Source organism: Burkholderia sp. KBS0801, from assembly GCF_005937855.2.
Lineage (GTDB): Bacteria > Pseudomonadota > Gammaproteobacteria > Burkholderiales > Burkholderiaceae > Burkholderia > Burkholderia ambifaria.
The window spans coordinates 2,772,812-2,786,411 of the sequence record NZ_CP042177.1; the positions used below are offsets into that span (position 1 = coordinate 2,772,812).

Genomic DNA, 13,600 nt, shown 5'->3' on the forward strand with positions numbered 1-13,600 from the left:
ATCCACGAAACGCCCCGGCGCCGGCAGTAGGCGCCGGGGCGGCCGGCAATCCGCCGGCCCACCCCGGAAGGGGTCTTACATGTTCTCGATCAGCACTTCGCCGAAGCCGGAGCACGACACCTGCGTCGCGCCTTCCATCAGGCGCGCGAAGTCGTACGTGACGCGCTTCTGCAGGATCGACTTTTCCATAGCGGCGATGATCGTGTCGGCCGCTTCCGTCCAGCCGAGGTGGCGCAGCATCATTTCCGCCGACAGGATCTCGGAACCCGGGTTCACGTAATCCTTGCCCGCGTACTTAGGCGCCGTGCCGTGCGTCGCCTCGAACATCGCGACCGAATCCGACAGGTTCGCGCCCGGCGCGATCCCGATGCCGCCGACCTGCGCGGCCAGTGCGTCGGAGATGTAGTCGCCGTTCAGGTTCAGCGTCGCGATCACGTCGTATTCGGCCGGACGCAGCAGGATCTGCTGCAGGAACGCGTCGGCGATCGAATCCTTGATGACGATCTCGTTGCCCGTCTTCGGGTTCTTCACGCGCATCCACGGGCCGCCGTCGATCAGCTCGCCGCCGAATTCCTTCTGTGCGAGCGCGTAGCCGGCGTCACGGAACAGGCCTTCCGTGAACTTCATGATGTTGCCCTTGTGCACCAGCGTGACCGACTTGCGATCGTTGTCGATCGCGTACTGGATCGCCTTGCGCACGAGACGCTCGGTGCCTTCGGTCGACACGGGCTTGACGCCGATCCCCGAGGTTTCCGGAAAGCGGATCTTCTTCACGCCCATCTCGTCCTGCAGGAACTTGATCACCTTCTTCGCCTGCTCGGAGCCCGCGGCCCACTCGATGCCCGCGTAGATGTCTTCCGAGTTCTCGCGGAAGATCACCATGTCGATCTTTTGCGGCTCGCGCACCGGCGAGGGCACGCCCTTGAAATACTGGACCGGGCGCAGGCACACGTACAGGTCGAGTTCCTGGCGCAGCGCGACGTTCAGCGAACGGATGCCGCCGCCGACCGGGGTCGTGAGCGGCCCCTTGATCGACACCACGTATTCCTTCAGCACCTGCAGCGTTTCGTCCGGCAGCCACACGTCCGGACCGTACACCTTCGTCGCCTTCTCGCCCGCGAAGATCTCCATCCAGTGGATCTTGCGCTTGCCCTTGTAGGCATGGGCCACCGCCGCGTCGACGACCTTGATCATGACCGGCGTGATATCGAAGCCCGTACCGTCGCCTTCGATATAGGGAATGATCGGCTGATCGGAAACGTTGAGCGAGTAGTCCTTGTTGACGGTGATCTTGTCACCGCCCTCCGGAACCTTGATGTGCTGATACGGCATGATCGACTCCAGTGACGTGGCTGAGCAGGTGATGCTGGTCGAAACTGCGCGCGTGGCGAGGTGGCCTTGCCACCTACGTGACGGCAACAGCGAGCCGCTATTCTAGCGCCCCAATCGGGGCCGGCGGCACGAAGCGCGACGCTGCGTATCAAGTCTTCCCTTATGTCTTATATAAGACAGATGACTTGCCGTTCCGTATTATGCATTAAGATTCCGCCATTTGCCATAGACCGCCGGCCCGCCTCCCCGCGGCCCGCCGCGCGGGCGCCCCGCCATGACCCTGATCGCCCTCAACAAGCCGTTCGGCACGATTTGCCAGTTTTCCGCGCACGAGACGCGGCCGTCGCTCGGCGACTGGGTAAAAACGCCCGGCGTCTACCCGGCCGGCCGGCTGGACGCGGACAGCGAGGGCCTGCTGCTGCTCACCGACGACGGCGCGCTGCAGGCGCGCATCGCGGAGCCGCGCCACAAGCTCGTCAAGCGCTACTGGGCGCAGGTCGACGGCGCGCCGGGCCCGGCCGACCTGAAGGCGCTCGCGCGCGGCGTCGATCTCGGCGACTACGTGACGCGCCCGTGCCGCGCCGAATTCATCGAGCCGCCCGACGCGCTGTGGCCGCGCAACCCGCCGATCCGCTACCGCGCCGCGATTCCGACCACGTGGATCGAACTGGCGATCACCGAAGGCAAGAATCGGCAGGTGCGCCGGATGACGGCCGCGATCGGCTTCCCGACGTTGCGTCTCGTGCGCGTGGGCATCGGCGCGCTGGACATATTCGCGCTCGGCATTGCGCCGGGCGAAACAATCGCGCTGCCGCCACGCGCCCCGTGGGACGGTTTTGCCCGCGACGCATGAGTGCGCCGGCAACTTTCGGTTTTTTCGTCATCTTTTTCGTCAACCGCCGGCGAAGATCGCGCGTTAAACCACGCAGATGCCATCCTGAGCTATCCGGCATTGGCAGCCGAACCGGTATTTGCGTGTTTGCGTCACGAAAGCGACGTTTTCTTCGAATACGATTCGGCGCCCGCAGCGCAATGAGAAATTTCTCGAAGCGTCTGTCAACCGAAAGGTGGATGGCACCGTTAGACGACATGACTCCTATGCCGGGTCATTTGGTTAATTAACTAAAGCTGAGGAACACAACATGAACAAACTGATCGCCGCTCTGGTCGCTGGTCTCTTCGCAACGGCTGCTTTCGCACAAGCTTCGGCTCCGGAAGCTGCTTCGGCTGCTGCTCCGGCAGCTGCTTCGGCACCGGCAAAGCACACGGCCAAGAAGCACCACGCAAAGAAGAAGCACCACGCAGCGAAGAAGGCAGCTAGCGAAGCCGAAGCCCCGGCAGCTGCTTCGAACTAAGCAAGCTGGTTGTAATAACGCAGTCAAGAACACGCAGTCTTGCCGTTCTTACGGCGTTGAAAGGCAGATCACCGCGAGGCGATCTGCCTTTTTCTTTTTGTGCCCGCCCGCGCGCTTCGCGTACCATGCGGGTCTCGTTTTCCCGATAGGAGCCTTGCTGTGCGATTCTCCCTGCGCTCGTCGCTCGGCCGCCTTGCGCGCGCCGCCGTGTTCCCCGCCGCGCTCGCCGTCCTCGCACTCGGCGTGCACACCGCCCACGCGCAGATGCCGCCCGGCGCCAAGCAGCCGAGCGAATTCCCGCACGTGAAGCTGCGCGCCGGCATGTACGTGATCGACGCGGCCGTCGCCGCGAACGACGCCGACCGCGAACAGGGGCTGATGTACCGGTCGCAGCTCGGGCCGAACGAAGGCATGCTGTTCGTGTTCAACGAGAACGCCGTGCACTGCTTCTGGATGAAGAACACGCTGATTCCGCTGTCGATCGCGTTCATCCGCGCGGACGGCACGATCACCGACATCGACGAGATGCGTGCCGAGACGACCGACAATCACTGCCCGCGCAACAACGGCGTCTATGCGCTCGAAATGAGCAAGGGCTGGTTCGCCGCGAAGGGCATCAAGCCGGGCATGAAGCTCGACGGGCTGCCCAAGCCCCAGTAACGGCGAGTGCCGCGGCACCGCCGCGCATCGACCGAAGCCGGCCGCCCGTTGCGCGCCGGCTTTTTTTTCGCGCGCCGGCGGCGCCCGCCTTGATTCGGCCGACGCTGGCCGCATCTGCAAAAGCCACGGACAAGCGCTATCCTTTAAATCTCGCTTGTTCCAATCCGGACCGGCCCAGCCGGCCCGCTTACGATCCGAACCACCAGGAGGTTCACGTGCCCCGCAAAACCCCCATCGAGCGCTATCGCAACATCGGGATCAGCGCTCACATCGATGCCGGCAAGACCACGACGACCGAGCGCATCCTGTTTTACACCGGCGTGAGCCACAAGATCGGCGAAGTGCACGATGGCGCGGCCACGATGGACTGGATGGAGCAGGAGCAGGAACGCGGCATCACGATCACGTCGGCGGCGACCACGGCCTTCTGGAAGGGCATGGCCGGCAACTATCCGGAACACCGGATCAACATCATCGACACCCCCGGGCACGTCGACTTCACGATCGAGGTCGAACGCTCGATGCGCGTGCTCGACGGCGCGTGCATGGTCTACGACTCGGTCGGCGGCGTGCAGCCGCAGTCCGAAACCGTGTGGCGCCAGGCGAACAAGTACAAGGTGCCGCGCATCGCGTTCGTCAACAAGATGGACCGCGTCGGCGCGGACTTCTTCCGCGTGCAGCGCCAGATCGGCGAGCGCCTGAAGGGCGTCGCGGTGCCGATCCAGATCCCGATCGGCGCGGAAGAACATTTCCAGGGCGTCGTCGATCTCGTCAAGATGAAGGCGATCGTCTGGGACGACGAAAGCCAGGGCGTGAAGTTTTCCTACGAGGAGATCCCGGCGAACCTCGTCGAGCTCGCGCATGAATGGCGCGGGAAGATGGTCGAGGCCGCCGCGGAAGCCAGCGAGGAACTGCTCGAGAAGTACCTGCACGACCATGAGTCGCTGACCGAGGACGAGATCAAGGCCGCGCTGCGCCAGCGCACGATCGCGAACGAGATCGTGCCGATGCTGTGCGGCAGCGCGTTCAAGAACAAGGGTGTGCAGGCGATGCTCGACGCGGTGATCGACTACCTGCCGTCGCCGGTCGACGTGCCGGCCATCCTCGGCCACGACTTCGCCGATCCGGAAAAACCGGCGGAACGCCATCCGAGCGACGACGAGCCGTTCTCGTCGCTCGCGTTCAAGATCATGACCGACCCGTTCGTCGGCCAGTTGATCTTCTTCCGCGTGTATTCGGGTGTCGTCAATTCGGGCGACACGGTGCTGAACGCGACGAAGGACAAGAAGGAGCGGCTCGGCCGGATCCTGCAGATGCACGCGAACGAGCGCAAGGAAATCAAGGAAGTGCGCGCGGGCGACATCGCGGCGGCGGTCGGCCTGAAGGAAGCGACCACGGGCGACACGCTGTGCGATCCGACCAAGCCGATCATCCTCGAGAAGATGGAATTCCCGGAGCCGGTGATCTCGCAGGCCGTCGAGCCGAAGACAAAGGCCGACCAGGAGAAGATGGGCCTGGCGCTGAACCGTCTCGCGCAGGAGGATCCGTCGTTCCGCGTGCAGACCGACGAGGAAAGCGGCCAGACCATCATCTCGGGGATGGGCGAGCTGCACCTCGAAATCCTGGTCGACCGGATGAAGCGCGAGTTCGGCGTCGAGGCGACGGTCGGCAAGCCGCAGGTCGCGTACCGCGAAACGGTGCGCACGACGGCGTCCGACGTCGAAGGCAAGTTCGTCAAGCAGTCGGGCGGGCGCGGCCAGTACGGGCATGCGGTGATCACGCTCGAGCCGAACCCCGGCAAGGGCTACGAGTTCCTCGACGAAATCAAGGGCGGCGTGATTCCGCGCGAATTCATCCCGGCCGTCGACAAGGGCATCACCGAAACGCTGAAGAGCGGCGTGCTCGCCGGCTACCCGGTCGTCGACGTCAAGGTGCACCTGACGTTCGGCTCGTACCACGACGTCGACTCGAACGAAAACGCGTTCCGGATGGCCGGCTCGATGGCGTTCAAGGAAGCGATGCGCCGTGCGAAGCCCGTGCTGCTCGAGCCGATGATGGCCGTCGAGGTCGAGACGCCCGAGGATTTCATGGGCAACGTGATGGGTGACCTGTCGAGCCGGCGCGGCATCGTGCAGGGGATGGAGGACATCGCGGGCGGCGGCGGCAAGCTCGTGCGCGCCGAAGTGCCGCTTGCCGAGATGTTCGGCTATTCGACGTCGCTGCGCTCGGCAACGCAAGGCCGTGCGACGTATACGATGGAGTTCAAGCAATACGCTGAAACGCCGGCCAACGTGTCGGAAGGCGTGATCAACGCGAAAGTGAAGTAAGCGCCGGGCGCGTGCGCCCGACGGCAAGCCGCAGGCCCGTCCGGTTCCGGACGGGCTTTTTTTCGTCCGTCGAGCGCGCCGATGCGCGCGGCCGCCGACGGGTTCGATCGGCACGCCAGGCATTTTTTTCACATGCCACAATGGATCGCGATTCGTCCGATGGAACCTTCCCCATGCCGCCCACCCCTGCCCTGCGCCGCCTGCTGACGCTGTATGCGGGCCTGATCGTCGCCAACATCGCCGTGTGGCTATGGGCGCTCGCGGTGCTGCGCGACCATCCGCTGCTGCTCGGCACCGCGGCGATCGCGTACGGGCTCGGGCTGCGTCATGCGGTCGACGCCGATCACATCGCCGCGATCGACGTCGCGACGCGCAAGCTGATGCAGGACGGCCAGCGTCCGGTGACCGTCGGCCTGTTCTTCTCGCTCGGCCACTCGACGATCGTGATTGCCGCGACGCTCGGCATCGCGCTGACCGCGTTCGCGCTGCGCGACCGTTTCGACGCATTCCGCGAGATCGGCGGCACGATCGGCACGGCGGTGTCCGCGACGTTCCTGCTCGTGCTCGCATGCATGAACCTCGTGATCCTGCGCGGCGTGTGGCGGCGCTACCGCAGCGCGGCCGACCATGCTCACGGCGGCGCGCACACGCATCGGGCGGGCGGGCTCGTGTCGCGGCTGCTGCGCCCGCTGTTCCGGTTCGTGTCGAAAAGCTGGCACATGTATCCGGTCGGCGTGCTGTTCGGCCTCGGTTTCGATACTGCAACAGAAATCGCGCTGCTCGCGATCGCGGCCGCGCAGGCAAGCCACGCGCTGCCGCTCTACACGGTCATGCTGTTTCCCGCGCTGTTCGCGGCCGGCATGACGCTGATCGACTCGACCGACAACGTGCTGATGATTCATGCGTACGGTTGGGCGATGGACGACCCGCAGCGCAAGCTGCTCTATAACGCGAGCATCACGCTGCTGTCGGCGGTCGTCGCGCTGGCCGTCGGCGGGATCGAGGCCGCCGGCCTGCTCGCCGACAAGCTGTCGCTGACAGGCCCCGTACGCGATGCGCTCGATACGCTCAGCGAGCACTTCGGCGCGATCGGCTATGGCATCGTCGCGCTGTTTCTCGTCGGCTGGATCGCATCGATCCTCTGCCATCGCTGGCCGCGCGCTGCCGATCCAACGGCGCGCTGATCTGGTCAGACGTTTCATTCCAGAAACAAAATGCGCCCGACAGCGTTTCACGCGCTGTCGGGCGACGAGTGCACGCCTTGCGCCACGGGCATAGCCGGCCGGTGGCACGAATCTCGCAGATAGGGATTCGCACGGCGGGCCCGCGTGCCGATCCGAGTTCGCAGCTGGCCTCCGGCGCCAGCGCGACACGCATCGGCCGCCGATACGACATTGCATCGTTGCTGGTCCCCTGCATCACACGTTGACGGTCGCGCGTGACGAGGCATCGCGCCCATCGGGGAGATCAATGATGAGCATAACGAAACAATTGTCCCGCACTGCGGGCCGGCGCTTTCACACGACCCTGCTGGCCGCAGCCGCGTTTGCTTGCTGCTGTTCGTACGCCAGTGCGCAGGACGCGGCGCCGGGCGCCGCGCCCGACGCGATTGCGGGCGCGGACCCCGTGATGATGCTGGTCGAGGATGCGGCGTCCTGCGCCGCCAATCCGGCTGCATGCGCGGTACACGTCTATGCCGGCCGTGACGCGGCAGGCAGCGGGGCCGGCAATACCACTCGCGGTGGCAGTCCGGGTAATGGCGGAAGCGGCGGGAGCGGCGCGGTCGGGCCCGCGGGGCTCGGTGGCTCCACGGGATCAACATCCGGCGGTATGAATGGCACGGGCAGTGGCGGGACTGCATCCGGCAACGGAGGTAAGGGTAATGGGACTTCGGGTGGTGGCACTTCGGGTGGTGGTACTTCTGGTAGTGGCACTTCTGGCGGCGGCACTTCTGGTGGCGGTACTTCGGGTGGCGGTACTTCGGGCGGTGGCACTTCCGGCGGCGGCACTTCGGGTGGCGGCACTTCGGGTGGTGGCACTTCGGGTGGTGGCACTTCGGGTGGTGGCACTTCGGGTGGTGGCACTTCGGGTGGCGGTACTTCGGGTGGCGGTACTTCGGGTGGCGGTACCTCGGGTGGCGGTACCTCGGGTGGCGGTACCTCGGGTGGCGGCACTTCGGGTGGTCATGGTGGTCACGGCGGTGGTGGTCATGGCGACGGTGGCGGCAATGGTGGTGGAAATGGCGTAGGTAACGGTGGCGGCAACGGCGGCGGTCACGGCGGCGGTCACGGCGGCGGTCACGGCGGCGGCAACGGCGGCGGCAACGGCGGCGGTAACGGCGGCGGTAACGGCGGCGGCAACGGCGGCGGCAGCGGCGGCGGCAGCGGCGGCGGTAACGGTGGCGGTCACGGCGGCGGCAACGGCGGCGGCAACGGCGGCGGCAACGGCGGCGGCAACGGTGGCGGCAACGGCAACGGTGGCGGCAACGGCGGCGGCGGCGGCAGCGGCGGCAGCGGCGGCAGCGGCGGCAGCGGTGGCAGCGGTGGCAGCGGTGGCAGCGGTGGCAGCGGTGGCCAAGGTAACGGCGGCGGCAGCACCGGCGGTCACGGAATCGGTGGCCACGGCAATGGCGGTGGCAACGGTAATGGCAACGGCAATGGTGGGACCGGCAGCGGCGGCGGCAACGGTGGCAGCGGCAGCGGTGGCAGCGGTGGCAGCGGCGGCAGCGGCGGCAGCGGCGGCGCCGGTGGCAGCGGTGGCCAAGGTAACGGCGGCGGCAGCACCGGCGGTCACGGAATCGGTGGCCACGGCAATGGCGGTGCCAACGGTAATGGCAACGGCAATGGTGGGACCGGCAGCGGCGGCGCCAACGGTGTCGGCAACGGCAGCGGCGGAGGCGGCAGCGGCGGATCGGCCGGTGGCCATGGCCACTGACCGGCGCATCGCCTGAGCAGTGCCGTCAGAGCATTTCGAGCGCGCGCTTGCTGCGCGGCGGACGGAAGTAACCGTCGATCTGCGCGCGCTCGTCATCGCTCAACACGAGATCGAGCGCCGCACGATTGTCGCGCACGTGCTCGATCCGCGACGCCTTCGGAATCGCGAACACACCCGGTTGCGCGAGCACCCAGGCAAGCGCGACACGCGTCACCGACACGCCGCGCTGCCGCGCGATCTCGTCGAGCGGCGAGCGCTTCGGCAGCCGCCCGTGATCGACGGGGCTGTAGGCCATCGCGGGTATCCGGTGGTCGGCGAGCCACGGCAGCAGGTCGAATTCCGGACCACGCCGCGCGATGTTGTAGAGGATCTGGTTGGTCGCGCACGCGCCGCCGCCCGCCTCGTCGACGAGCTCGGCCATGTCGGCCGTATCGAAGTTGCTGACGCCCCAGTGCCGGATCTTGCCCGCGCGCCGCAACGCGTCGAACCCCTCGACCGTCTCCTCGAGCGGCACCGAACCGCGCCAGTGCAGCAGGTACAGGTCGAGACGATCGGTACGCAAACGTTCGAGGCTCGCCTCGCACGCTGCGACGACGCCACGCCGGCTCGCATGATGCGGATACACCTTGCTGACGAGGAACACGTCGTCGCGCAGGCCGGCCAGCGCGTCGCCGACGAGTTCCTCGGTCGCGCCGTCGCCGTACATCTCGGCGGTGTCGACGAGCGTCATCCCGAGCGCGATACCCTCGCGCAATGCGGCGATCTCGTCGGCGCGGCGCGCGGGGCGCTCGCCCATTTCCCAGGTGCCCAGGCCGAGCTTCGGAATCGTCTCGCCGTCCGGCAGGACGACCGTGGCGATCGTGTCTGTCATGCGTTCCTCGCTGCGGTTCGTGGCCGCGCACCGCGGCCGAAGCATCGAATACGACGCATCAGTGTAGTCAATCGGTGCGGCATCCACCTATTACACGGCAAAAACCGGCTATAACGGCGCCGCATGATGACTTAGAATGGCCGGCAACCTGATCGATACCCATTCCATGAAGTCACCCACGGACGACCGCTGGCAGGACCTGCGCCCCGACCCCGACAACGACACGCCGCTCTATCTGCAGCTCGCCCGCAAGCTCGGCGACGCGATCCACGACAATCGCTGGGCGGCTGGCGAGGCGCTACCGTCCGAGCGCGTGCTGTCCGAAGCGCTCGGCGTGTCGCGCATCACCGCGCGCAAGGCGATCGCGCTGCTCGTCGAGCAGGGCCTGATCCGCCGCACGCAGGGCGCCGGCAATTTCATCCAGCCGCGTTACGAGGATCCGCTGTCGCGGCTCTCCAGCTTCAGCGAAATGCTCGAGCGCCGCGGCTTCAAGCCGAGCTCGCAATGGCTCGAGCGCGAAATCCAGCCGGCGAACCGCGACGAAGTGATTCAGCTGGGGCTGTCGCCGGCCGCATCCGTTACACGGCTGAAGCGCCTGCGCCTTGCCGACGGCATCGTGATGGCCGTCGAGAACTCGACGTTCCCCGCCACGCTGATTCCCGATCCGCAGGCGATCGGCGGTTCGCTGTACAGCTATCTCGAAGCGCGCGGCACGCCGATCGTGCGCGCGCTGCAGCATTTCCGCGCGGTCAACGCGACCGACGAGATCGCGCAACAGATGGGCATCGCGCCGCACGACGCGCTGCTGCTGATCACGCGGATCGGCTATACGGCCGACCAGCGCGCGATCGAGCTCACCGATACCTACTGCCGCAACGACTACTACGACTTCGTCGTCGAGCTGCGCAAGTAACGGCCACGGCGCCGCCGGCGCTCATAGCCAGTGCGGGTCGTCCGTGCCGAGCGGAACGGGCGGCCGGGCGAAGCGCGGCGGCGTCGCCGACAGGCGTTCGGCCGGACGCACCGCATCGATCGTGCCGAACGGCGACGCGCTCCGGTCGATCCGGTCGCGCACGTCGTCGGACGTGAACTCCGGTGCGTGCAGACCGTCCGGTACCACGCCGAACGATTGCAGCCAGCGCCCCGTCTGCGCGAGCGACAACCGCACGTGCCAGCTTCCCCCCTCCGTCGCCCGCCGCGCGAGCGCGATCATCGCGCCGAACGCGGCCAGATACCCCGTCGCATGATCGAGCGCCTGGCACGGCAGATGGCGCGGGCCGTCCGCGTGCGCGGCGCGCTGCTCGCTCCATGCAATGCCGCTCGCCGACTGCACGAGGCTGTCGAAGCCGCGCCGCATCGACCACGGCCCCGTGTGTCCGTATGCCGACACCGACACGCAGACGATGCCCGGCCGCAGTTCCGCGAGCGCCTGCGGCGAGAACCCGCGCGCCGCGAGCGCGCCCGGGCGATAGGCCTGCAGGAATACGTCGGCGTGGCGTGCGAGATCGCGCAGCGCGGCGACGCCCGCCGCCTCGCGCAGGTCGATCCACGTCGAGCGCTTGCCGCGCCCGTTGTCGATCACGAGCGACGCGATGTTCGGCAGGTGCGGGCCGTTGACAAGCAGCGTTTGCGCGCCGTGCGACGCGAGCGTGCGGCCCGCGACCGGCCCCGCGATGATGCGCGTGAGATCGAGCACGCGCACGCCCGCGAGCGGCTGGTCGGGCTCGCCGCGTCCGATCGCCTCGACGGGTGCATCGCCGATCCGCTCGATCTCGAACAGCGGCAGCGACGCGAGCGCGCGCGCCTGGTCGTGCGCAGCCCATTCGTCAGGGGTTCTGATCAATGCCGCGCACAGGCCGGCCTCGGCCAGCGCGGTATCGAGCGCCGCGCCGTCCCACGTGCGGATCGCCGCGGCAACGTCGTCACGCCGCGGGCCGCAGCCGAGCACGTCGAGAATCCCGTGCAGGTGATGCGCAAAGTTCGCATGCAGCTGGATCCAGCGTCCGTCGCGCGTGTCGTAGAAGCCCGTCACCGGATGACGCGGCTCGGGCGGCGGCCCATCGTCGACGCGCAGGTAGCGTTCGCTGCGGAACGCGACGAGCGCATCGCGCATCGACACGTCGACGCGCTGCGCGACACCCGTGCGGAACCGGTGACATTCGGCCGCCGCGAGGCCCGCTGCCGCGATGGTCGCCGCGGCCAGCGTGCCGACGTGGAACGTCGACGGCAGCGTCGGGTCCTGCCCCGTCACGGCCGCGCGGGCCAGCGCGCCAGGCGCGCCGTGCGCGAGTTGCCACAAACGGGTCAATGCGAGTTCGGGTGTCATGGTGAAAGCGCGCCGTCGAGGAGACTCAATCGAGTCTAGAATTCGCGACGGGCGCGATCAATCTTGATTGCCCGAATCAATGCATAACGAATAGTTGTAGCCGGGCCGCGTTTCATGCGCCCCGACAGGAGCGATCCGCATGACGTCCCTCAGCGCGCCGGAAGCCGCCGGCATCCTCGGTGTCAGCGTGAGCACCCTTTATGCGTATGTGAGCCGCGGGCTGCTGCGTTCGCTGCCCGACGGCGCGAGCAAGCGCCGCCGCTACGACGCGGACGAGGTGCGTCTGCTCGCGCGCCGTCGCGCCGATGCAAAACGCGCGGGCGGTGTCGCCGAACGCTCGCTCGACTGGGGCGTGCCCGTGCTCGAATCGCGGATCACGCAGATCGCCGACGGCCGCCTGCACTACCGCGGCGCCGATGCGATCGCGCTCGCGAACGACGCGACGCTCGAGGAAGCGGCCGCACGGTTGTGGGATTGTCCGCCCGCGCGGCTCGCCGCCGCATCGCCGGCATCGACCGGTTTCGACACCGTGCAGTGGGACGACTGGGCGCGCCGCTGGGCGCATCTGGCACCACTCGAGCGCACGCTGGTGCTGCTACCCGCCGCGGCCGCGTCACTGCCGCGCCTGTGGGCGCAGGGGCGCGACGCGCAGTTCGACGCGGCCACGCTGCTGCTGCGCGTGACGGCGGCCGCGCTGGCCGGCAGCCCGCCAAATGACGCGCCCGTGCACCGGCAGCTCGCCGTCGCGTGGCGCATCCGGCGACGCGACGAAGTCGACCTGCTGCGCCGCGCGCTCGTGTTGTGCGCCGATCACGAGCTGAACCCGTCGACCTTTGCGGTGCGCTGCATCGCATCGACCGGCACCCATCTGTTCGGCGCGATCGCGGGCGGGCTCGCCGCGCTGTCGGGCCCGCGCCACGGCGGCGAGACGTTCCGTGCGGCCGCCCTGCTCGATGAAGCGGCGCGCGCCGCCGACCTCGACCGCTATCTCGCGCTGCGCGTCGCGCACGACGAACGCGCGGACGGCGCACGCACGGCGCTGTCCGGCTTCGCGCACCCGCTCTATCCGGACGGCGATCCGCGTGCCCGCGCGTTGCTCGACGCACTGCACGCGACGCTGCCCGACCGGGCGCCGCTACAGGTGGCTCGCGCGCTCGCCGCGCGCGTGGAAGCGGCGACCGGTCTGCGCCCGTCGATCGATTTCGCGCTCGCGGTGCTGGAGCGCACGCTTGCGCTGCCCGACGGCGCCGCGTTCACGCTGTTCGCGGCCGGCCGCACCGCGGGCTGGATCGCGCATGCGCTCGAACAGTATGCGGACGGCAAGCTGATCCGGCCTCGCGCACGCTACGTCGGCAGCGATGCGACGGCCTGAGCGCGGCCGGTGCGCCATGCGGCAAACCGTCGCCACGCGATCGGCGCGGCGTGCACGGCCGGCGCCGCCTGCGGGCCGAACGCGAACACCGCACCGCCCGCCGCCGCGCTGATCCATACGCGCATGCCGGGCAGCAGCGACAGCGACTCGCCGGCGCGCAGCCAGTGATCGTCGGGCCGGCCCTCGACCGTCACCCACAGGTCGCCGTCCGCGACCTGCAGCGCGGTGCGATCGACGATCCGCCACCGCGCGGCCGGCTCGTTGCCGTCCATCTCGTAGAGTCGCAGTTCGCGCATGGCGGCCTCCGGGTCGCGTGGATTCGATGACACCAGTATTCCGGACAGCGGCGACACGCGGACAGATACGCCTGCAGACACTTTCGGCTGAACTGTACCGGTCCGCCGGCGGACGGGCGTCCGCCCG

12 protein-coding genes are annotated in these 13,600 nt (G+C 68.0%); 7 read left to right on the top strand and 5 right to left on the bottom strand.

Going from position 1 to position 13,600, the window contains the following annotated elements; translation table 11 throughout:
- Nucleotides 1–75: 75 nt before the first annotated feature.
- Nucleotides 76–1,332 carry an NADP-dependent isocitrate dehydrogenase gene (gene icd, locus FFI87_RS13200; protein WP_006754594.1) on the bottom strand — a complete coding sequence of 419 codons (1,257 nt, stop codon included), beginning with the start codon at nucleotides 1,330–1,332 and terminating at the stop codon, nucleotides 76–78.
- 274 nt (nucleotides 1,333–1,606) lie between these two features.
- Between icd and FFI87_RS13205 the strand changes: the two genes are divergently transcribed.
- The 5 genes from FFI87_RS13205 to FFI87_RS13230 all read left to right on the top strand — a co-directional run bounded on the left by FFI87_RS13205 (nucleotide 1,607) and on the right by FFI87_RS13230 (nucleotide 6,858).
- Nucleotides 1,607–2,185: a pseudouridine synthase gene (locus FFI87_RS13205; RefSeq protein WP_011657724.1), complete on the top strand. Its 579-nt coding sequence runs from the start codon at nucleotides 1,607–1,609 to the stop codon at nucleotides 2,183–2,185.
- Between the two features lie 289 nt (nucleotides 2,186–2,474).
- Complete coding sequence (locus FFI87_RS13210; protein WP_082089614.1) at nucleotides 2,475–2,687, top strand: hypothetical protein; 213 nt, start codon at nucleotides 2,475–2,477, stop codon at nucleotides 2,685–2,687.
- A gap of 159 nt (nucleotides 2,688–2,846) precedes the next feature.
- Nucleotides 2,847–3,347: a DUF192 domain-containing protein gene (locus tag FFI87_RS13220; protein WP_126228369.1), complete on the top strand. Its 501-nt coding sequence runs from the start codon at nucleotides 2,847–2,849 to the stop codon at nucleotides 3,345–3,347.
- Nucleotides 3,348–3,562: 215 nt separating this feature from the next.
- Nucleotides 3,563–5,674, top strand: a complete 2,112-nt coding sequence (gene fusA / locus FFI87_RS13225; protein ID WP_011657726.1) for an elongation factor G — start codon at nucleotides 3,563–3,565, stop codon at nucleotides 5,672–5,674.
- A 173-nt stretch (nucleotides 5,675–5,847) separates the two neighbouring features.
- The gene (locus FFI87_RS13230; RefSeq protein WP_138847275.1) at nucleotides 5,848–6,858 is read left to right on the top strand and encodes a HoxN/HupN/NixA family nickel/cobalt transporter; all 1,011 of its coding nucleotides are present in this window, start codon (nucleotides 5,848–5,850) and stop codon (nucleotides 6,856–6,858) included.
- A gap of 631 nt (nucleotides 6,859–7,489) precedes the next feature.
- Here FFI87_RS13230 and FFI87_RS35355 read toward each other — a convergent pair.
- A complete protein-coding gene (locus FFI87_RS35355; protein ID WP_186381702.1) occupies nucleotides 7,490–8,599 on the bottom strand; it encodes a hypothetical protein in 1,110 nt (369 codons plus the stop codon).
- A gap of 34 nt (nucleotides 8,600–8,633) precedes the next feature.
- Nucleotides 8,634–9,479: an aldo/keto reductase gene (locus tag FFI87_RS13255; protein ID WP_138847273.1), complete on the bottom strand. Its 846-nt coding sequence runs from the start codon at nucleotides 9,477–9,479 to the stop codon at nucleotides 8,634–8,636.
- Between the two features lie 166 nt (nucleotides 9,480–9,645).
- On the opposite strand from FFI87_RS13255, the gene FFI87_RS13260 reads away from it, so the two are divergent.
- Complete coding sequence (locus FFI87_RS13260) at nucleotides 9,646–10,392, top strand: GntR family transcriptional regulator (protein WP_034177022.1); 747 nt, start codon at nucleotides 9,646–9,648, stop codon at nucleotides 10,390–10,392.
- A gap of 21 nt (nucleotides 10,393–10,413) precedes the next feature.
- On the opposite strand, the gene FFI87_RS13265 is transcribed toward FFI87_RS13260, so the two are convergent.
- On the bottom strand, nucleotides 10,414–11,805 hold the full coding sequence (locus FFI87_RS13265) for a CoA transferase (RefSeq protein WP_138847272.1): 1,392 nt from the start codon (nucleotides 11,803–11,805) through the stop codon (nucleotides 10,414–10,416).
- 139 nt (nucleotides 11,806–11,944) lie between these two features.
- Here FFI87_RS13265 and FFI87_RS13270 point away from each other — a divergent pair, with 139 nt between their 5' ends.
- Complete coding sequence (locus tag FFI87_RS13270) at nucleotides 11,945–13,177, top strand: citrate/2-methylcitrate synthase (protein ID WP_012364531.1); 1,233 nt, start codon at nucleotides 11,945–11,947, stop codon at nucleotides 13,175–13,177.
- On the opposite strand, the gene FFI87_RS13275 is transcribed toward FFI87_RS13270, so the two are convergent.
- Complete coding sequence (locus FFI87_RS13275; protein ID WP_138847271.1) at nucleotides 13,150–13,473, bottom strand: DUF2917 domain-containing protein; 324 nt, start codon at nucleotides 13,471–13,473, stop codon at nucleotides 13,150–13,152. The two genes, FFI87_RS13270 and FFI87_RS13275, sit on opposite strands and share 28 nt — an antisense overlap.
- Nucleotides 13,474–13,600: the final 127 nt, after the last annotated feature.